Raw genomic sequence first — 19,374 nt, 5'->3', positions numbered from 1 at the left:
CACCACAAACCGCCACGGGGCGGCCCGCACAGCGGGTCGCCTCCAGGCGACTCCCGACCGGCGTCGTCGCCGATCTCCTCGCACATCGCCAGGCCCCGCCCGACACACCGAGCGTGACACCCGCACCCGCCGAGCCGCCGTTGCCGACCGCGGACATGTCGTTCGGCCTGAGCTTGTTCGGGTTCGTCGTTTACGCTGGGCGCCGGTTCGATCACACAACTCGTGTGCCGGAGGGGCCTGAGGGGGGCTGAGGGGATGTCAGGGTTCAAGGTGAATCCGCAGGACCTGCGTGACGCGGCGACCGCCGGCTACGCGGTCGCGAAGGAGATCCAGGAGGACTGGCCCAAGGAGCTGGAGGTACGGCCGGACCTGGGCCTGCCGAACTGGTGGTTCGAGGAGCCGGCCAAGAACGCGGTGTACGACCTGGGCCGGCACATCGATTCCATCACCACCAACCGGCTGGCGCAGGCCGCCGGCAACCTCAACATGATTGCCAGGTCCTACGAGAACGCGGATGCCACCGCCACTTCGACGGTGACCGGGGCGGGGACGCAGAACGAGGCGGGGGGACCGAGCTGATGGCGCCGACCTACTGGGGCGTGGTGAAAGCGACCGATGTCGGCAAGCTCAGGGCGACCGTACAGGCCTTGGCCGCCTTCGAGGCCAAGTTCAAGCAGCGCATCGTCGGCTGGCAGACGATGCAGCGCAACCTTGCCAACTGCAGCTGGCACGGTACGGCGCAGGCCGCGACCGACACCGCGCTCCAGGACCGCACCAATCAGCTCTTCCTCGTCGACCAGATGGTCGAGGACCTGCGCCGGGTGCTGACCGACGCCATCGACGAGCTCCTTCTCCTGCAGCTACGCCAGAAGGCGCTCATCGGGCAGGCGACCGGCAACTGCCTGGAGGTCGTGGACAGCGACACCGGCACCGTCGTGCGGGTCCTGCCACCCGACCAGCACTCCCGCAACGACCCCGAGTGGCGCAAGGAGGTGGAGGTCGCACGCGACCGGCTCGTGACGGACATCACCGCGTTCTGCGAGGATGCGGCCTCCGTGGACCGGCGCCTGTCAGCGGCACTGGGCCAGTTCGACACCACCGCCAAGAGCGAGGGCGACTACTTCCCCGACGACGTCGCCAAGTCCACCAAGGACGCCCGCGACCTCGACCGGGACGTGGACCAGTCCATGGGGTACGGGGAAGGGAACCCCGAAGCCAACCGGGCATGGTGGCAGGGGCTGGACGAAGCCACCCGCCGCCAGTTCCTCCAGGACCACCCGGGCCGCATCGGCGCCCTGGACGGCCTGCCCGCCGAAACGCGGGACCAGGCCAACCGGGCCTGGCTCCCTCAGCTCCGCGCCCAGCTGGCCCAGGACATCAGCGGCCCGACCCCGCCGCAGAACGCCACCCAGGCCAACCTTGCCGGCCTCGACGCCCTCCAGAAGCAGATCGACACCCCCAGCGTCCCGCCCCAGCTCCTGCTCAGCGTGGACAACCCACTGACGGTCAACCACGCGCCGGGCGCCGTCATCGCCTACGGCAACCCGGACACTGCCACCAACATCGCCGCCTACGTGCCGGCGAACCCCGCGGTGGGCACCCTGCCCGCGGACGCCGCCGCCGCGCGCGGCCTGGCCGTCGCGGCGGGAAAGGCGGACCCCACGAAGCCGACGGCAAGCATCGTCTTCACGAGCCTCGGCCTGCCCGGGGACACCGCCCCCAGCGCATTCCTCGGTTCTCCACGCGACAGCGGGACTTACGGCACGTACAACGCCCTGCGGGCCTCCCACCGGAACGGGAACGCCAACTTGAGCGAGGTCGCCGCTTCCGCCGACGGGTCGGGATACATCGTCGCCGGCACCCCCCTGGACAACACCACGAAGGTCGACTGGTCCTCGGCACCCGGATCGATCGCGGTCGGCACACCGGGCCGACTCGATGATCCGCACTTCCGGCAGGCCGCCGCCAACGCGATCGTCGGCCGCCGATAGGGGCCCCGCGGCAGAAGCCGCGGGGCCATGCCGCGGAATCCCGACCTCAGCGGCGCCTTGTCTGCCCCACCTCGGCTGCGGCGACGAAACCACAGGCCCGGACGACGCCACCCGCTACTCCTCCAGCCCGGCGAAGCGTTCCGCGCGGCCCCCGGCGCCCTGCGACCCCGCTGCCGTCTGCGGCTCGGCGATGGCGAGGGCGTCGTCGAGCGCTGCGCAGAGCAGGGCAGTTCGCGTACCGGGTCGCCCAGGACGGTGACCGGCATCGCCGCCACCAGCGCGCACACCGCCGCCAGCACGACTCGCTCACCGGAATCCAGGACCAGCGGCCCGTCGGTGTGGGGTGGCCCGCGATGACGTCCGCGGAAAGGTCGTAGCGCAGTTCCTCGTCCAGCCGGCCGTCGCTGCTGGGCACGATCTCCCGTCCGCTGGTCTGCGTGATCGCGTCGGCGGCCCGCTCCAGGCGGATCCGGTGCCGCCCGTCCGACTGCCGCCCGGCCACGGCGCTCACCCACCCGGCGGCCCGGCGCCCGGCCTCCGCCGCCACGGCGAGCACCTCCTGCACCGCCGACTCCCGGTCGCGCCGGTCCGGGACCGCGCAGCTCATGTTCTGCGGCGGGACCGGCGCCCGCGTCGCGTTCGGGCAGGGCGGCTGCATTCGTCGTCATGCCCGGTGAACCCGGGAGCTGCCGCCCGGGTTACGGCGCCCGAGAACGCGGTCATGCCGCGAGTGCTCAGGAGTGACGTGGCGCGGCCGGTGCGGAGGGCGGGACACGGGCGTCAGCCCCGACCGGCATCACACCCGCCCTGGAGTGGCCTTCTTCCGCGGCCGGGTTGGGCGGGAAAACCGTTTGGGGGCGTCCTTTCGGGGACCCTACGATGCGATCATGACGGCTGGGGTGGGTGTACGTGCCGTGAAGGCGGTGTCGGGGATCGCTGTCGTGGTTCTGCTGGCGGGGACGTCGACGGGTTGCGCAGACGGATCGTCGTTGCCACCCGCGGCGACGGCGGCCGGCAGTCCCGCGAGCACGGCGCCGGGCTCCCCGAGGGAGACCGCTGCGGCAGTGGCCAGCAGCCGCGCAAGCGCGGCCCCGGGTTCCTTGCGGATGACCGCTCCGCCATCCCTTCCCGGCGGCTATCGGGCGGAGCGCCCCGCCCGGGTGCGCATCGACATCCCGGCGAACCCGCAGCCGACCGACCACGGGAGTTTCGACGGCAGCCTGTCGGCCAGGTACACCGCCGACTCCGGCGGAGGCCTTACCATCGCCGGGGCCTGGGGCACCATCACCGATCCCGGCGCGGCGATGACGGTCGCGATCGCCGCGATACAGTCCCCGCACGGCAGTTGGACGGTGCCGCCGGCCGACGTCGAGGCCCGGGACCCGTACGACCCGCAGGGCCGGCTCACGTGCGGAGTCTGGACCGAGGCGCTGCTCGTCAACGCAATCTGCTTCTGGGCCGACCACTACACCGCCGGTTCGGTGGACTTCCCGGCCTGGGCCGAAGCGAGCCCCGCCACCCTCGACCCGGCCGCCGCCGACCGCACCCGCCGCATGCGACGCGATCACGGCCCCCAAGTAGCCGCCGGACCACCCGCACACGGACGTGCACAACGAGGGGAACCGCGCAGTGGACAGCCACACCGGTCCTTACCGGGACTTCATCGAGGTACTGGCCCACCCTCATGCCGGCGCTCACCGGCAGGCCCTGACCGGGGAGCTGATCGCCGCCTACGCAGAGATGAACCACCTCCTGGCCCGTACCAAAGGGACGATGGCAACAGCGGTGTGGGCGGAGTGCAGCGGCGAGCTCCTGCGGTGTACGGCGCTCTACCGCAATGCCTGGATACGGTTCGCCGCAGTGGTCGACGACTACCCGAACGGTGCGGACATCGTGCCCTCCCAGGCGCTGGGCCCGGAGACGACGCAGGCATTCCAGACGGCGGTGGACGGGCTCCGGGCCGCGCTCGACGTCCTGAGGGCGGAGGCCCGTCGGCTGAACTGTGAGACCTGGGCACGCTAGCGCCTCACCCCCACCGGCACCACCCACCCCAGGGCGGACCGCCCACCGGACTGCCCGTTGTACGCGGTGAACCAGGCGCCGCTGCGCACCACCTTCTTCAACTACGCCTTGTTCAGCGCGAGTCCGGTGAAGCTCCAGTACGGACGACGACTGCGCCGGCACCACACATCAAAGGAGCGAGCCAGCTGTGGCAGACCTCAGAGTCACCTACGACAAGACGGCGGACGCGGCGTACGTCTACCTGACCGATCCGCAGGCCGGCGCCAGGTCCTCGCACATGTACCCCTGCGATCCTGCAGGGGTCGGCGGAATGATCAACCTCGACTTCGACGCGCAGGGACGCCTTATCGGTATCGAGGTATTGGCGGCCGGCTCCAAGCTGCCCGAGTATCTGCTCGGGTCGTCCGAGCGTCTGGACACCTCAGGCGCCTGAAGGCCGGCGACGGCACGGTGCGCGCGCACGCATGGTGCTCGGCGGCGGTTCGGGCAGTGCGCGGTGCGAGGCGTGCGGGGCCCGGGCGCTCGTCGTTGTGGCGCTCGCCGTCGACGTCGACCAGGAGCTCGTCGTTCCCCGCCGTCCCCGCCGGCAGTCGCGGACTCACGTACCGCACGTCATCCGGATCCCGTACCGCCATGACCTCTGGCCGACGACCCCACCAGCCACGGGCACCAGGACGACGAGCACCACCAGGAGCACGCTGTCGTCAGCACCGGCGCGGCTGGTCCCGGTACTTCCGGCAGACCTCGTCGCCCTCTTCGTCGTCGCACAAGCACGTGCCGCACGCGGCGCACAACTCCCAGCTGTCCTCGCAGCGCCGCGGCGGGTAGGTCGTCTCCTCCCCACACCAACCGCACTCACGGATGTCGTGGATGTCGCCCTGGCCGCCGCTCTGCTGCTGATTCGTCACGGACGAAACGTAGCCGACAAGATCACCTGTAGGGCTGTAGCCGCCGCTGCGGCCCGCTCGCCGGTCTGCTTGCCGTGCCTGCCGTTCGGGGCGGCGGCCGCCCGCTGCGCCCCTCCGCGCGGCGTACGAGGGCTGCGCCAGCTGCCAGGCCACCGAGCCAGCCCGCCCAGCCCGTGCCGCCGATCCTGGTCGGCGCCGCCCGTGCCGCCGCCCCGCCGGCCCTGGTCGCCCGCCCCCGTCGCCCCCGTCCTGCTCGTCTCGGCCGCTTGCCGCGGGCCCGCTCTGCTCGCCGCGCCAGAGGGTGCCAGGGATTGGGACAGGTCAGGGGGCTGGGGCTGTTCCACCCTATTTCCTGAGGTGACAGTGCCTTACCCGCGGCCTGGGACGCTGGGACTGTCCCACCTCGACCTCCTGGCCGCCGCCTCGCCCGCGACTACGAAGCCCTCCCGGCCCGCTCCGAAACCATGATCCACGTCGCAATGATCAGCCTCATGACCCGCCGACTCACCGGCGAAACCACCCCCACACGGCGCGGAAAATGAGCTCCGAACACAGGGATGAAACGCCCAATTAGGGCTAATGGATCTGCTCAACGGTGCGCAACGCCTGGGCGAGCAAGGCGAAGTAGTCGGCTTCGTGACCGGGTGGTGGCTGGATATCGTGCAGGACGTCCACTGCGGCCTGCGCGGCTGTGGCCGCCTCCGCCTTCAGGGAGACGGCAGCTACCCGCGATGACAGTGTCAACAGAAACGCGGCGATCTGCATCACGGATTCACCCGTGGAGACGTGTGCAGCCTGTCGGTAGACCTTGGTGGCTTCCTGAGCGAACGGCGCCACTTCGCCGGGACGTCCGGCGGTGATCAGCCGGCTCACCAGGTTGAGCAACTCCTCGGCGAGCAAGGCGAAGTAGTCGGCTTCGTGACCGGGTGGTGGCTGGATATCGTGCAGGACGTCCACTGCGGCCTGCGCGGCTGTGGCCGCCTCCGCCTTCAGGGAGACGAGATCTTCCAGCGCGGACAATGCCATCAGAGATGCGGCGATCTGCATCACGGATTCACCCGTGGAGACGTGTGCAGCCTGTCGGTAGACCTGGGTGGCTTCCTGAGCGAACGGCGCCACTTCGCCGGGACGTCCAGCAGCTTCCAACCGGCTCACCAGGTTGAGCAACGCGTCCGCCAGGAACGAGAGGTACTTGGCTTCGTGATTCGGTGGTGGCTGGATCTCGTGCAGGACGTCCACTGCGGCCCGTGCAGGGGCCACCGCCTCGGACAGCTGATTGTTGCCAGCAAGCCCTGCGGACTGCGCCAAAAGAGCAGCGGCGGCTGACAGGAAGTCATCCGTGCGAGAGGCTGGCCTAGTACTGGTGGCGAGTGATTCGAGCTCCACGGCGTCGGCATAGAGCAGCCGGTCCGAGCGCGCGAGGCCGTCGGCCGTGAGAGTGTCGCGTTCCCGGACCACGAGGCGGAACTCGTCAATGGTCCGGTCCTCGGGGAGTACAACCTCACCGCGCCACAGGAGGGAGGCGGGCTCCGGTGCGGCAGGCGGAGCGTCGGGCGTGACGGTGACGCCTTGGGCCGGCAACCAGCCCAGCTCGCCGTCGAGACCCGCATCGCGTTCCTCGACGGCGACCTCGACCGTGCTGGGGCCGTCCGAGTCGCGGGTATTCGAATAGCTGTCGCCGGACACGACCACGCGCAGCCGGCCCGGGAGGTGTGGATCGTACGTCACCAGCAGTGAGCGATCGGCCGGGAGTTGGGCGAAGTCAGCCAGCACCACCCGGGAGAGTTTGACGTCGCGCGGGCCCTGCTCCGGGAGGTCGCCTGGGGTGACGACAGAGAAAGGCTGATATCGGGCCAAGGCCAGCCGGACAAAGGGTTCGAAGGGCGTCGGGCTGTTCACGGACGATGGCACAGCGACCTGGATGTCGCAGTACCAAAGGCCCCGGTTAGCGTCGAAGGCGACGTCGTGGCCGTACACCTCGACCCGATTGTCGGCTGTGGGCGGCAGCTCGTCCAGGGTCAGGCCGCCACTCGGGTCTTGCGTCCCGCGCGGAAACTCAAGGCTCGGAGACTCGCTAGGACCGCGCAGTGGATCAAGGCCGACGAGGGTGCTGTAGCGAGACAGGCTCCCGGACGAGTCATGGGCGTCGGAGACCAGCACGCCGAGCTGCTCGCCCTGGCCGGAGGAGAACCACGGCCCGTCGAGGTAAACCCGCAGCCAGTGTCCGCGCCGGTGGCTGGCCAGCAGGTTGGTCCCGGTCTGTCGCCGCCACTCGAAGGAGGGCACCACGTAGAGCACACGAGGCGCAGCCGGCCTGGCCGAGCTCGGGACGTGGACCAGCACCTCCTCGCTGTCGCGATTGACCGGCGGCAGGAACTCGACCTGGACTGTCTGTCCATCGGCGATGGCACTGTCAGTCGAGCGAGCGATGCTTCCGGCCTGCCAGTCCATGAGGTAGTCCCCGTGGCCATCCTCGGCCCGTACGAACGTGGTGGCACCGTCCGCACTGCGTACCGTCTCGGAGCGTCTGCTGACGCCTCCCGGATCCAGGACCGTGGGAGCCGTGCCGAGGAGTGCCAGCTGCGCCTGGCGTACGAAGTGCTCCGAGAAACGGCTGGTCGCGACGGCGCGGTAGTGCACCGCACGATGTTTGGTGTCGCCGAAGCGGTGCACCAACGGATGGAAGTCGATCACGCCGGTGTCCGGACTGTAGATGGCGACCTGCTGGCCGCCGAACAGGACCGCGCCCGGCACGGTGTCGTGGGGCAGCCGCAACTCGGCGGCGGCGTCCTCCGCTTGCCGGGGTCGCATTGGAAATGCTGCCGCACCAGGCAGTTCCTCCCATCGGCCCACCAGGTCGACCCGGCCGGTGCTGGTGGGATGGACCTGGACGGCTCCGCGCAGCCGCGCGTCGGTTGCGCCGATGGCGCGCTCGGCCATCAGCTCCCGAATGACCGGTGTGCCCAGTGGCTGCTGCACCGCGTGTACCAGGGTCAGCGTGCGGGCTGGGGTCAGGGCCCAGTGACCGCCTTCCAGAGCCCGCTGTGCCAGCAGCAGGACTTGCTCGCCCATGTTTTCCAGGACAGCGGAACGTGGGTCCTCGGCGGTCTGGGCTGCGAGCTCCTTGCGAATCCAGTCCCACACGCCCAGGAGTTCGAGATCGGCTGTGCGAAAGAAGCAACTGAGGGGCACATCGGCCTCCTCGCCCTTGGGCAGCTCGACGGTGAGCACCCGGCGCCGCGCGTCCCAGTGCGGCGGCCCCGCGCCGTCCTGCACCACCAGGCGCAGCGGCAGCATGGCCGGCCACCTGGAGGACGGACCGAAGTCGATGTGAGTGACGCTGTCGGGCTGGGGGAACTCCATGGCAACGTAGGCAAGTCGGCCATCGTCACCGACCCTTCCGATCATTCCGCTGGGGGCCCCTGGCAGGCCGCGCAGGGCTGCGCCCCGGGCCAGGACGTCCGGGAGCCAGGGCAACTCCAGTTGCTCTTCCGACGCAATCGGAACGGTGCCGTCCTGGCCGAGGTGGGCGCCGTCACGGTCCCGGATCATCTTGTATGTGCTCGGGTCGCCGCGCAGTTTGCCGTTCTCGTCGTCGAACGCACCGTGGGCCTCGGCGAGAGCGACCGTGATGCGGGGCGGGGCGATATGGCGCTCGGCCGCTTCCGGGGTCGGCACCTGGTCCGCTCCCGGGCTCGTGTTGGTGCTGCGGATGACCAGCCGGTCCAGCGACTCACCGGGGTCTGTCTGCGCCTTCAGAGCCCGGCGCAGCACCACTACGGGTGAGGGAACCGGTTCGAAGCGGAAGTAGGCCTGGCCGGGCGGCGCAGCCGGTATCGCGGGAACGTCTGCGGCCTCGTGGACCGTTGGGCTGTTCCCGGCCAGATCGACCACCCTGGCCCGCAGCCGGTATCCCACCCCGAACCGAAGACTTGGCAGCGACCCGGGGACTGGTATGAAGGCGGTCTTCAGCCCTGAGGTGGTGACGGCGGCGTTCTCCGATTGCTCCGGAGCTCTGGGGGCGGCATCGGTTGGTATGGTGAGGCCGCGAGGCGGCGCGACCAGGCTCCAGCCGTTCCAGCGCAGGATTGATTCGTGCAGGTATAGCTCAGGCAGCTGGTCCGGGTGGTCCGGCTCGGTCGGCACGCCCGCGGCCGACAGCTGTACGAATCCTTCGTCTTCGATCGATGCGAGTTGCATACCGGTGCGCTCGAAGCGGTACATGCCGATCCGTTGGCAGAGTGCGTGCCACTCGCCTGAAACGGAGTCCCAGATGTCGATTCGGTAGCCGCGCACCAGCTGTCCGGCGTCCAGGACGGGGAGCTGGGACGCCTCCAGCACAGTGTTCTGCGTCTTGGCCCGGCTGAACTCTTCGTCGAGGGCGTCCTTGCGACCGGAGCGGACGAGCGAGAACCCGGCGGAGCGCAGCACCGGCAGACCCGCTCCGCGCGGCGGGTCGCCGGACGGCCGTGCGACGATGGCCTCCAGATTCAGTGCCAGGTGGGTGAGCTTGTGTACCGCGCTGTCCACGTCGATCTGGACAAGGCCGAACCGGTTTTCGTCCAGGGCGAGCAGGCCCGGTTGAGAGTTCGGCTCGGAGCTGGCGGCCGTGAAGGTACTGCCGTCCCAGAGCGTGCTGGTGATCACGGAGATGTCGGATGCCGGGCCGGCTCGGTCTGCCGGTCCTCGGTGCGGCAGCAGCCGCAGTGGGCGCGCTGTCGAGGCCGCCGGAAGGGCGCCGACCGGGACGTCGAGGTCGAGGACCAGGCCCAGACGGCGAAGCAGCTCAGGGTAGTCGCCGAGGAGAGCAACCACTTGGTGGAAGTCGAGAAGTCCGGCAAGTTGCTGTGGGGTGCTTGGGAGTGGAGCATGTGGCCGTTGCGGACGGTCATGGAAGTTCCGGAAGGCGGCCACAGAGGCGCTGGCGGTAGTGTCCGAGGAGGAAGGCGCGAACCCCCATGCCGACAGGGATCTCCGCAGTAGATCGTGATCCCGGCCCTCACGCCCGCTCTCGCTGGGTGGAAGACCGACGGACGTCGCGGATGCGACGCTTGCGTACAGACCGCGGATCTGCTGTTCCACCCGCAGGCACGGGTAGGAAACCACTGTGTACTTCGACCGTACGTCGTCGTAGACATGCGAGCGCACCGGCGTCTGGTCGGTGAAGAGGGCTTCCCAGAGTTCAGGGTGGAGGGTGTTGTGGGGCCGCAGGCCGTCAGCCGCGACCACATCGCCGATCTGCAAGGCGAATTCGGCATCTGCTACGGTCGCCGTCCAATGCCGCAGATCAGGGAAGGCGCCGAGTACCGCGTCAGCTCCGTCCACCGCCGTCAGACGTGGGGAGACGAGAACCGACAGCTGCAGTCGGCGGCTCTCCCCGGTGCCCAGCAGGCCGTTGGGGAGTGCCGTCCAGATCAACTTCTCGGGCATCCTCTCCCACCTCCTTAGGCGCTCACGCGAAGCAACTGGCGTAACGGGCCCAGTCGTCGGCCTCGGGCATCACGTCGCCGAAGCTGGGGTCACCGGCGCTCTGGGCGAAGCTGCGCCGTACCGTGAACTCGACCGCCTTGCTGAAAAGTGTCAGATCGATCTTGAGCACCACCGTGGCCACGCCTTCGATCCGGTGGGGGCTGCCGGCCTCGTCGATGTACCTCAGGCTCATGAGCACTTCAAGCGACACGCTGACCAGGCCCAGAACCTCGACCTCGCCGTGCATCCGCAGGTAGCCGCTGCACTCGGTCTGCTTGGTCTCGAGATGGAAGTAGATGCCCGCCATGACCGAGACGCTGCCGCTCGCCACTCCGAAGTCCAAAGCGACGGCTGCCCCGAACTCCAGGGACGCCTCGATCATCTCGATCCCGTCGAGTCCGAGCGCCAGTGCGAAGTAGCCGCCGCCACCCAGGCCTTCAACGGTCAGCAGGAACTCGTCGTGCCGCTCGGCGAAGTTGAACCGCAGGCTGGCTAGGCCGTTGCGGAAGGGGAGGTTGAGACTCGCGCCCAGCCGGACGTTCTCCAGCTCGAATACGCCCAGCGGCAGCGCCGGCAGGGCTAGCGAGTACCCGACCGTCACACCCGAGGGGCTGACCGCGAGTGCCGGCGGGTCGCTGAAACCATCCGACGGGATGAAGTCGCGGAAAATGTTGAGGAATTCCAGCGGAGAATCGAAGACGATGCCCTCGTCGGCAAGATCGGCGCTGACGATCGGCTGGCCGCCGTTCTCCGATCGGAAGGACAGCGCGTCGAAATGAGCCTCAAGGACACCAGCGAAAGAGAAGGTGAAGTTCGACAACGTGGCGGAGACGGACGAGCGGGTCGGATCGCCGTTCAGCGGCCGCTCCAGCCGGGTGTGCAGCTTCAGTGAGATGCCGGGAGGACGTGACTTCAGCGGCACGATCTTCGTATCGTCGGCGATTTTGGGCTCCCAGTCAAAGGCGGCGACCACTGCGTCCGGCGTCGTGTGACTCAGCATCCTGGGGAACTGAGTCTCGCTGAAGACCTCAGCGACCAGGTCGCCCACCGAGACGGCTCCGAGTAGTTTGGCGCTCTCGGCGAAGAATGAACTCGCGTCGAACACACCCAAGGTGAGCTGCCCGAGGTCGCCCGCCACCGGCCCGAGGCTGCGGGACAGCCCGCGCACCGTCAGATCGGGGCGAGCCAGCGCCGCCCCGCGCTCCGCAGGTAGCGCCAGGTTCAGCGAGGTGTCCGGCGCGACTTCCGCGAACAGTTGGGCCGGGTTCGCGGCTGCGTCCAGGTCGGACGACAGGAACGCCTGGGCCAAGCCGATCTTGACGTCGCCAGTAGTACCTGCGAGTTGCTCGATAGCCGGTATGTGGACCTGCGCGGATTCGAGGAACGGCAGGAAGGGTAGCGCGGGCTGCGGGCCTGGGGCGGGATCGATGAGGTGGGCGCTGAAGGTGAGCGCCGACGTGACCAGGGTGGTGTCGCCCGGCTGGGCCGGATCTGCCGGAGGGGCGTAGGCGATCCGCGCGCCGTTGAGCGTGATCCGGCGTCGTCCGTCCGGAGTGTCACCGGGAGTGTCGGCGTAGGCGGTCGCCACGGCCCGCAGGAAGATCTGCCCGAGGATGGGGTCGTGAGGATCCGGGTTGCTGACGCTCCGGGGGACGAAGATCATAGCTGCCTGGAGGTCGCTCTGCGTTCCGGCACTGTCCGTCCCGACGAGATGGAACAGCGCTGGGCCTCCCGCCGCGGCGGAACTGGCCAGGGGTGGGGGTTCCTTCATCACCCAGAGCGCCCCGTGACTTTCAGGGACGTCCTCGGTGCCGATGGGCATAGAGAGCGTGACGATGCGCAGCTCCCGCGCAAACGGCATTTCATGCGAGCCATGCGGGAACGCCTCCCCCTGGTACGTCTTCACTGGCTCGCGCACCACGATGAACTTCCTCTGGCGCAATACCGCGACAGGCGCTCCGTCCTGGCCGCCCAGCCGCTCGACGACCCGCTCGGAGATTGTGACGAGCGCGGCCCGGTGACCGAACGGGTAGAGCAGGCCCTCTTCCACGGTCCGTACGTAGTGGTCTCGGCCCTGGGTAGCCACGTGCTGCCACTGGCGCAGGTCGACCGGTCCGTCCCAGTCGCCGTGTGCGCGTATCCAACCGCCCCGCGCGGAGAGCATCAGCCGATCGATCTCGATCGGATCGGGCCGATAGGCGACACCGTCCTTGGTCTGCGCGAAGTCTCCGGAGAGTGTGACGATCTCGCTACGGGCCTGCGCAGTCAGCGTGGTACCGATGTCGTTCGTGCTGTCCAACGGCTCCAGGGCCAGCACTGCCCGGACGTAGCGGTCCCCCGCCTGCTCCTCGTCGACAAAGACCGCGCCGTCCGGCCCGGTGCGGACGACTCCAAGTCGGGTGTGCCACAGCTCGGTCCGCCCTTCGTGGGTCACCGGCTGGACGGAGTGCGCCCAGCCACCGCCTGGATGCGGGGACAGGACAAGCCGGTACGGCAGCTCGATCGCCGTCTCGGTAGCCGCCGGCGGGCGCAACGGCGGCGCCTGGGCCAGGCCCTCGAACACCGTGCCCCTGCGTTGCTGGGCCACCGGCACCAGGTTGGGCTCCACTGACGTCCAGTCAAACAGAGCCTCCAGCGTGAACGGGAGGTGGTCAACACCCGAGCGGAGCCGGAACGCCAGCCGACTGGCCCCCGCCACGCGCCCGAGCATCGGCATCGAGGGAAAGTCCGCCCCAGTGGCCACGGCCTCGGCTGTGTGCTGCGGCGGAAAGTGGACGACGATGACGGCTTCCTCCCCGGGCTGTTCCCGCACCAGTCGTGGGACTGCCGGTCCGCTTCTCACTAGAAGGAGGTTGAAGAACTCGAATCGCACAGCCAACATGTCGAGCGGTCTCAGCACGCTCCAGGAGAAGGACGTCATCTGCCTCAGCTCCGCCCAACGGTCCTCACGAACTCGGCAGCGAGGCGAGGACCGGGAGATTTCCTCAACTTCTATGGCAGCACTGACGGCCAGGAGCAGCAAATTTTCCGATCCGATCGCCCTGTCCAGCACGACGACAACGACGGCCATGCCGACGCCGTCGAACCATCGCAGCCGTCCCGGTCGGGTCGAGCCGCGTTCCGGCCGGGGTGCGGACGACCCCGAACGGTTCGACCAGCGCCTGTGTGCCCACCCGCACCCGGGCCGGCCCGGCCCCCGTGCCGGCGGTCACCGCCGGGCCCAGACCGGGCAGGCGGGCTCGTGCCAGGTGGTGCGGACGACCACCCCGCCCGGGGTCAGGTGCTCGCTGGACCAGGTCGGGCAGCACCCGGCGCTGCCCGGCCGGGCCGGGGCCGGCGGCCATCCGGCGCGGACCGGGAAGGCAGGCACGGACGCGGTGGGCGCGGCCGGACGGCGGTGACGGCGGCGCCTCGTGATGGGTGTCGTCATGTCGCAGGCTCTGCCCACCCCGCCACCGCGCCGAACCCCTCCGCCACCCGGACGGCGTACAGCAGGCCGTTCTAAGCGGCCGCTGACCTGCGACGACACCCGAAACTCACCAGCCCCGGGGCGAAACTCACCAGCGGCCGCGGCGAAACAGACCAGCGACCCCGGGGCGAAACTCCCCACCGCAGGTCAGCGGCCTGCCGGTGGGGAAGGCCGGGTATGACGATGTTACGTTTCCTGCCGACGATTTTCTTCCCGACATCGATGCCCTGGCCGGCGATGGGGACGTTCGTGGAGGTCTTCACGCTCTGGGAGTCGATGATGCACGCCGTGGGCTGCGGATCACGGCCTTCGGTGGCGCGGACCAGGCGCCGCAGGAGGCCGTTGAGCTGCTCGAACACTCCTTCCTTCTGCCATCGGACGAAGTAGGCGTAGACGGTCTCCCAGGGCGGGTAGTCGTGGGGAAGGTAACGCCAGGGGATGCCGGTGCGGTCGACGTACAGGATCGCGTCCAGCAGGTCACGCAGTTCGTGCTCGGGCGGCCGGCCAAACGCGAGGGCGCGTTCGGTCCTCTCCCGGCGCCAGGCGGTGAGGGTGGGTTCTACCAGGGCCCAACGGGCGTCGGAGAGGTCGCTCGGATACGGTCGACGTTCCGTCATGACAACGGCATACTGCGGATTTCCGGGTCTGCCCATAGCTGGCGGCGCTCGGGGGACAGGAACGAACAGGCCCGGCTTCCTGGGACGAGACAGGAGGAACCGCGCAGTTCCGGCGGGCATAGGCGCAACAGTGACGCTTCCGTCACCAGGATCCCAAGCGTCACCGAATGCTGGCAGCCCGGGCTCCCCGGAAATCGGGATGGACCATCCCGATTACGAGTGAAACGCCCAGTTACTGGGCGTTTAACCCGTAAACATGCGGCTTGGTCCCGGTTTCTGGAGCGCCCAGGCTGCTCACATCCGGTGGCGCTTGGGGCACTGGTGACAGGAGGGCCGCTGTGGCACGAATGTCCGCCGGAACTGTGTGCTTCCTCCTGTCTCATCCCTGGAAGCCGGGCCTGAGAGTGTTTGTCTCTCGAGAGCCGCGAGCCCTGGGTAGCGTGGCGATCCCGCAGTATGCCGTCATCATGACGGACCGTCGAGCGTATCCGAGCGACTCGTCCGATGCCCGCTGGGCCCTGGTCGAGCCCACCCTTACCGCCTGGCGTAAGGCCCGAACCGAACGGGCCCTCGCCTTCGGCCGGCCGCCTGAGCACGAACTGCGCGACCTGCTGGACGCGATCCTGTACGTCGACCGCACCCCCATCCCCTGGCGCTACCTCCCACACGACTATCCACCCTGGGAAGCGGTCTACGCCTACTTTGCCCGCTGGTAGAAAGAGGGAGTGTTCGAGCAGCTCAACGGCCTTCTCCGACGCCTGGTCCGCACCGCCGAAGGCCGTGGCCCGGAGCCGACGGCGTGCATCCTCGACTCCCAGAGCGTGAAGACCTCCACCAACGTCCCCACCGCCACGCAGGGCGTCGATCGGGAAGAAGATCGTGGGCAGGAAGCGGAACATCCTCACCGACACGATCGGCCTGCTGCTCGTGGTGCTGGTCACGGCCGCGAGCCTCCAGGACAACGCCGCCAGCCGGCAACTGCTGACCACGGTCGCGGCCGACCATAGGCAAGGCCTGGGTCGACATGGGCTACAAGACCGCCGTCGTCGAGCACGGCGCCACCCTCGGCATCCACGTCGAGATCGTCCGCCGCGACCCCATCACCAGGGGATTTGTCGTCCAACCCGTCGCTGGATCGTCGAGCGGACCTTCGGGTGGCTCATGAATCACCGGCGCCTCGCCCGCGATTACGAGGCCCTCCCGGCCCGCTCCGAAGCCATGGTCCATGTCGCAATGATCAGCCTCATGACCCGCCGACTCACCGGCGAGTCCACCCCGACCTGGCGCGGCACCTGAGCATCAGGTCCGGGGACGAAACGCCCAGTAAGTAGGGTCGGGGACTGGCGCGGTGGCTGATGCTCTGTTTCCAGCTGGCGAAGATCGCCAGCCGCTCGTGGACGTACTGAACCTGAAAGGGTGATGTCGGGGCTGTTTGCCTGACGGCCACCGGTCTCCTCCGGTAGCTCTGTTGGCGTGAGGTACGCGCAGGGTGGCGGTCTGACCGACACCGGGAGGGCCGCGCGGGAGCGGATCCGGTTGCAGGCCGTGGAACGCTTCGAGTCGGGGCAGAAGAACAGGGAGATCGCCGCCGCGTTGAGGGTCAGCGAGCGGTCGGTCGAGCGGTGGCGGCGGGCCTGGCGCGAGCGCGGAGAGGCCGGCGTCCAGTCGAAGGGGTCACCGGGGCGCCCGAGGCTCGGACCTGGCCAGCTCGCCAGGCTGGAAAGGGAGTTGGAGCGCGGCCCGCTCGCCCACGGGTGGGCGGACCAGCGGTGGACGCTCGCGCGGATCAAGACGCTGATCGGCCGGCTGTTTCACGTCTCGTACACGGTCGAGGGCACGTGGCAGCTGCTCAAACGGCTCGGCTGGTCGTGGCAGCAGCCGGCCCGTCGCGCGGTCGAGCGCGACGACGGTGCTGTCGAGGTGTGGCGGGAGGAGACCTGGCCGCGGGTAACAGAATCGCGGCGGAGCGCAACGCGTGGCTGGTCTTCGAGGACGAAGCCGGGCAGTCGATGACTCCGCCGCGCGCCAGGACCTGGGGCCGGATCGGCCGTACCCCGGTCGTGCGGGTACGGGCCCGGGGCTCCGGACGGCTGTCGACGGCGGGGATGACCTGCTTCAAGCCGGGCGAGCGGTCCCGGCTGATCTACGCGGTGCGCGAGTACCGGGGTCGCAAGAACGAGCCGAAGGGCTTCGGCTGGCGGGACTTCCGCGACCTGATCGTCCGTGCCCGGATCCAGCTCGGCGGTCCGATCGTCCTGGTCTGGGACAACCTCCGCCTCCACCTGACAGTAGGGATGCGAGAGTTCATCGCCGCGAATGCCGACTGGCTCACGGTGTTCCAGCTGCCGACCTACGCCCCCGACCTCAATCCGACCGAGGGCGTCTGGTCCCTGGTCAAGCGCGATATCGGAAACCTCGCCGCCGCCGACCTCGACCAGATCACACGGGCCGTGAAGCGCAGACTCAAGCGCATCCAGTACCGCCCGGACCTGGTCGACGGATGCCTCCTCGGCACCGGACTCATCCTCGACGGCTGACCGACATCACGCTTTCAACTTCAGTAGCCAGGTCGCAGCGGACCATCGAGAACCGGCTCCACTTCGTCCGGGACACTGCCTTCTACGAGGACGCCTCGAAGATCCGCACCGGCCATGGATCCGAGAACATGGCGACCCTGCGCAGCCTGGCGATCAACACGCTCCGCGAGCACGGACACCGCAACATCGCCGCCGGACTCCGCCACGTCTCCTACGACCCCTTCAACCGGCCGCTGGAGCTGCTGAACATCTCCTGACCCGCTGACTTACGTGATCACCGAGACTTTGAAACGCCCCTGGTTGCGGGCGTGGCCACCAGCTTGCAGCCAACAGCGAACTGCGAAACGCTTAGCGCGGAGGCCTGTTGGACCGGGAGCGACATCGGACTCACAAACACCACCACACGTCCCCTGCATCCGCGCCGCTCGGGCGGCTCGCTATGCCCGTGCGCCGTGGCCGACAGGTGCGCATCCACCCAATTGAAAGAGGCTCGTCATGGCCAAGGTCATGCCCAACCCGCAGTCGTTCAACGTGACGGTACAGGAGGTGAGAGACACCACGTCCACCGAGCTTGGTAGCAGCTTCAACGTTAGCAGCCAAGCGGTGACGGGCACCGCGCTTTCCACCCCTGGCACGTCACTGACCGTGGACTTCAAGGTGGAGAACTCCAGGGGAGAGGCCGTCGACGTAACGGTCAGGATCACGGACCCCTCCGGAAGTCAGAGCTTTGACGCTTCAGGCACGATTACCTGGGACGAGGGGGACACCAGCACCGCCTGGATCGAGTTCAGCAACTTCCCGCCGAAGGGCGCGGGAGATCCGACCGGCGAGTGCGCCTACGCCATCGTCACGTCGGGCCCGGAGGTCTCCGCGCGCGTGTTCACAGTATGACTGTCGGCTGAGCGCGACTGAGCGCTGCCCCACGACGTGGACACCCTGACGTCGAAGCGCGACCCGTGGCTCTTCCACATAAGGGTAGTCTCGGGTGAGGAGGCTGGCCGAGAAATCCTGGGATGAAAAGCCCTTATGTTGCGGGACCGCGACAACGAGAGATCCACTTGGCGGTCCTTTCCACGGTCCAGAACCTCATGCGCGAGGCGCACGCGACCTCCTTTAGTCGGGTCGGTAGCGCAGGTCGTCAAGTCATGGCGTTTGCCCAGATAGGGCAGAGCATCCGACCCCGCTTCACCACGTCTTTGATATTAACGCCAACGCGACTTATGGGAGAGGCCCCATGTCTTTTGACTTCAATGTTGATGTAAAGCTGACGGATGACAACGACTCCACCAGCTCTCAATTCATCAACATGACCATCGAATCCGCTCCACCCGGCATCGAACGACTCCTCGGCGAGTGGCGCGGCGCCTCTGTATTCATTCCTGCTTCGCAAGGCGAATTTGATTGGGATGGTCGACCTGGACACGCCGTCGCTTTCGTCTTCGATGGACTTTCTTCGAATGCGCGACTTGTCCTGGGCCTCAATGATTTTGTCGGAAGCAGTGGAGGCCTGCCTCAGCGTGGCTCCACGGGGGGCGGCGTGGTGACAGACCCAGACAACCCGCAGTTTCTCGGGGATGTCACATGGGAGATCACCTGAAGCGAGTCGGTCCAAATGGTTGCTCTGCTATCTATTGACCTGAAATGGTAAGGTTCCCGACTCCTTGATCCGAGCGCGAGGATCTCATAGTTCGCGCCGTCGACCCGCGCCGCGCACGACCGTCCCCGCCGCCGGCATCCGGGACTGCTTCGGGACGATCGACCACGATGTGGTGATGACTCAGGTGGCCCGGCGTGTGGTGGACCGGTCGATGCTGAAGTTGATCCGGGCGTGGCTGCGGATGGGAGTACTGGAGAGCGGGGTGACCTCCCCGACCGGGGCGGGAACCCCGCAGGGCTCGCCGATCTCTCCGTTGCAAGGCCAACGTTGCCCTGCACGTCCTCGACGAGGCGTGGCAAGCGTATGGAGGCGTATGGCCGGCGGCTGGGGACGTTGGTGCGCTACTGCGATGACTTCGTGGTCCTGTCGCCGATCAGGCAGCGCGCCGAGCAGGCGCGCGAGCTGGCAGCGGTGGTGCTGGGCGCGCTCGGGATGCGGTTGCATCCGGAGAAGTCCGGCATCGTCTGCCTCACCGCGGGCGGGCAGGGTTTCGATTTCCTCGGATTCCATCACCGGAAGGTGGAGTCGTGGAAGGGGCGGGGCAGGTTCTACCTGCAACGCTGGCCATAGGCACGGGCATTGGGGGTGCTGCGGGACAAGGTCCGCGCGGCTATTGAAGTTGAATGCGTGATGTCGCTCGGACGGGTGAAGCAGTAGCGTTCGCCTGCTGGCGGAGGGGCGGTCCCGGTAGTTGTGTGCTGTGA

The 19,374-nt window shown here is 68.4% G+C and carries 15 protein-coding genes and 2 pseudogenes; 12 read left to right on the top strand and 5 right to left on the bottom strand.

The genetic code is table 11. The features are described from left to right. The first annotated feature begins 255 nt into the window (after positions 1-255). The 4 genes from ABTY56_RS35230 (at position 256) to ABTY56_RS35215 (ending at position 4,446) form a co-directional block, all read left to right on the top strand. A complete protein-coding gene (locus tag ABTY56_RS35230; protein WP_350633518.1) occupies positions 256-579 on the top strand; it encodes a hypothetical protein in 324 nt (107 codons plus the stop codon). Further along, positions 579-1,991 (top strand): hypothetical protein, encoded by a 1,413-nt coding sequence (locus ABTY56_RS35225; protein ID WP_350633516.1) that lies wholly within the window; start codon positions 579-581, stop codon positions 1,989-1,991. Before ABTY56_RS35230 ends, ABTY56_RS35225 begins: the two co-directional genes overlap by 1 nt. Before the next feature lie 1,629 nt (positions 1,992-3,620). After that, positions 3,621-4,013 carry a hypothetical protein gene (locus tag ABTY56_RS35220; protein WP_350633514.1) on the top strand — a complete coding sequence of 131 codons (393 nt, stop codon included), beginning with the start codon at positions 3,621-3,623 and terminating at the stop codon, positions 4,011-4,013. Positions 4,014-4,200: 187 nt separating this feature from the next. Then, entirely contained in the window at positions 4,201-4,446 is a 246-nt protein-coding gene (locus tag ABTY56_RS35215; protein ID WP_350633512.1) for a DUF2283 domain-containing protein, read from the top strand. A gap of 271 nt (positions 4,447-4,717) precedes the next feature. On the opposite strand, the gene ABTY56_RS35210 is transcribed toward ABTY56_RS35215, so the two are convergent. Beyond that, positions 4,718-4,921, bottom strand: a complete 204-nt coding sequence (locus ABTY56_RS35210) for a hypothetical protein (RefSeq protein WP_350633510.1) — start codon at positions 4,919-4,921, stop codon at positions 4,718-4,720. A gap of 416 nt (positions 4,922-5,337) precedes the next feature. Here ABTY56_RS35210 and ABTY56_RS35205 point away from each other — a divergent pair. Further along, positions 5,338-5,463, top strand: a pseudogene (locus ABTY56_RS35205) (IS5 family transposase); the annotation flags it as partial. A gap of 34 nt (positions 5,464-5,497) precedes the next feature. On the opposite strand, the gene ABTY56_RS35200 reads toward ABTY56_RS35205, so the two are convergent. From ABTY56_RS35200 to ABTY56_RS35185, 4 genes and pseudogenes are all read right to left on the bottom strand, one after another. Continuing rightward, positions 5,498-10,351: a hypothetical protein gene (locus tag ABTY56_RS35200; RefSeq protein ID WP_350633508.1), complete on the bottom strand. Its 4,854-nt coding sequence runs from the start codon at positions 10,349-10,351 to the stop codon at positions 5,498-5,500. Positions 10,352-10,373: 22 nt separating this feature from the next. After that, on the bottom strand, positions 10,374-13,460 hold the full coding sequence (locus tag ABTY56_RS35195) for a hypothetical protein (RefSeq protein ID WP_350633506.1): 3,087 nt from the start codon (positions 13,458-13,460) through the stop codon (positions 10,374-10,376). Positions 13,461-13,598: 138 nt separating this feature from the next. After that, entirely contained in the window at positions 13,599-13,820 is a 222-nt protein-coding gene (locus ABTY56_RS35190) for a hypothetical protein (protein ID WP_350633504.1), read from the bottom strand. A 218-nt stretch (positions 13,821-14,038) separates the two neighbouring features. Continuing rightward, positions 14,039-14,476, bottom strand: a pseudogene (locus tag ABTY56_RS35185) (transposase); the annotation flags it as partial. A gap of 467 nt (positions 14,477-14,943) precedes the next feature. On the opposite strand from ABTY56_RS35185, the gene ABTY56_RS35180 reads away from it, so the two are divergent. The 7 genes from ABTY56_RS35180 (at position 14,944) to ABTY56_RS35145 (ending at position 19,240) form a co-directional block, all read left to right on the top strand. Continuing rightward, on the top strand, positions 14,944-15,192 hold the full coding sequence (locus ABTY56_RS35180) for a transposase (RefSeq protein ID WP_350633502.1): 249 nt from the start codon (positions 14,944-14,946) through the stop codon (positions 15,190-15,192). A gap of 163 nt (positions 15,193-15,355) precedes the next feature. After that, positions 15,356-15,772 carry a transposase gene (locus ABTY56_RS35175; RefSeq protein WP_350633500.1) on the top strand — a complete coding sequence of 139 codons (417 nt, stop codon included), beginning with the start codon at positions 15,356-15,358 and terminating at the stop codon, positions 15,770-15,772. A gap of 177 nt (positions 15,773-15,949) precedes the next feature. Continuing rightward, positions 15,950-17,013 (top strand): IS630 family transposase gene (locus ABTY56_RS38930; protein WP_502893257.1). Its coding sequence is split into 2 segments (ribosomal slippage): positions 15,950-16,397 and positions 16,397-17,013, totalling 1,065 coding nucleotides; the frame shifts between segments, so codons are not numbered across the junction. A 128-nt stretch (positions 17,014-17,141) separates the two neighbouring features. Continuing rightward, the gene (locus ABTY56_RS35160; RefSeq protein ID WP_350633494.1) at positions 17,142-17,270 is read left to right on the top strand and encodes a hypothetical protein; all 129 of its coding nucleotides are present in this window, start codon (positions 17,142-17,144) and stop codon (positions 17,268-17,270) included. Between the two features lie 238 nt (positions 17,271-17,508). Beyond that, positions 17,509-17,904 (top strand): hypothetical protein, encoded by a 396-nt coding sequence (locus tag ABTY56_RS35155; protein ID WP_350633492.1) that lies wholly within the window; start codon positions 17,509-17,511, stop codon positions 17,902-17,904. A 343-nt stretch (positions 17,905-18,247) separates the two neighbouring features. Continuing rightward, positions 18,248-18,610 (top strand): hypothetical protein, encoded by a 363-nt coding sequence (locus ABTY56_RS35150; RefSeq protein WP_350633490.1) that lies wholly within the window; start codon positions 18,248-18,250, stop codon positions 18,608-18,610. A gap of 363 nt (positions 18,611-18,973) precedes the next feature. Further along, the gene (locus ABTY56_RS35145) at positions 18,974-19,240 is read left to right on the top strand and encodes an RNA-dependent RNA polymerase family protein (protein ID WP_350633488.1); all 267 of its coding nucleotides are present in this window, start codon (positions 18,974-18,976) and stop codon (positions 19,238-19,240) included. Positions 19,241-19,374: the final 134 nt, after the last annotated feature.

Source organism: Kitasatospora sp. NPDC097691 (genome assembly GCF_040302665.1).
Taxonomy (GTDB): Bacteria; Actinomycetota; Actinomycetes; order Streptomycetales; family Streptomycetaceae; genus Kitasatospora.
Note: the sequence above shows the minus strand (reverse complement) of the source record. Positions and strands in the feature narration are given on the sequence as shown.

Excerpts from the sequence above, each read along its gene's own strand:
- ABTY56_RS35230 (WP_350633518.1), top strand. The coding sequence starts at position 256 with ATGTCAGGGTTCAAGGTGAATCCGCAGGACCTGCGTGACGCGGCGACC.
- ABTY56_RS35225 (WP_350633516.1), top strand. The coding sequence starts at position 579 with ATGGCGCCGACCTACTGGGGCGTGGTGAAAGCGACCGATGTCGGCAAG.
- ABTY56_RS35200 (WP_350633508.1), bottom strand. The coding sequence starts at position 10,351 with ATGCCCGAGAAGTTGATCTGGACGGCACTCCCCAACGGCCTGCTGGGC.
- ABTY56_RS35195 (WP_350633506.1), bottom strand. The coding sequence starts at position 13,460 with ATGGCCGTCGTTGTCGTCGTGCTGGACAGGGCGATCGGATCGGAAAAT.
- ABTY56_RS35190 (WP_350633504.1), bottom strand. The coding sequence starts at position 13,820 with ATGACGACACCCATCACGAGGCGCCGCCGTCACCGCCGTCCGGCCGCG.
- ABTY56_RS35180 (WP_350633502.1), top strand. The coding sequence starts at position 14,944 with ATGACGGACCGTCGAGCGTATCCGAGCGACTCGTCCGATGCCCGCTGG.
- ABTY56_RS35160 (WP_350633494.1), top strand. The coding sequence starts at position 17,142 with ATGGCGACCCTGCGCAGCCTGGCGATCAACACGCTCCGCGAGCACGGA.
- ABTY56_RS35155 (WP_350633492.1), top strand. The coding sequence starts at position 17,509 with ATGGCCAAGGTCATGCCCAACCCGCAGTCGTTCAACGTGACGGTACAG.
- ABTY56_RS35150 (WP_350633490.1), top strand. The coding sequence starts at position 18,248 with ATGTCTTTTGACTTCAATGTTGATGTAAAGCTGACGGATGACAACGAC.
- ABTY56_RS35145 (WP_350633488.1), top strand. The coding sequence starts at position 18,974 with ATGGAGGCGTATGGCCGGCGGCTGGGGACGTTGGTGCGCTACTGCGAT.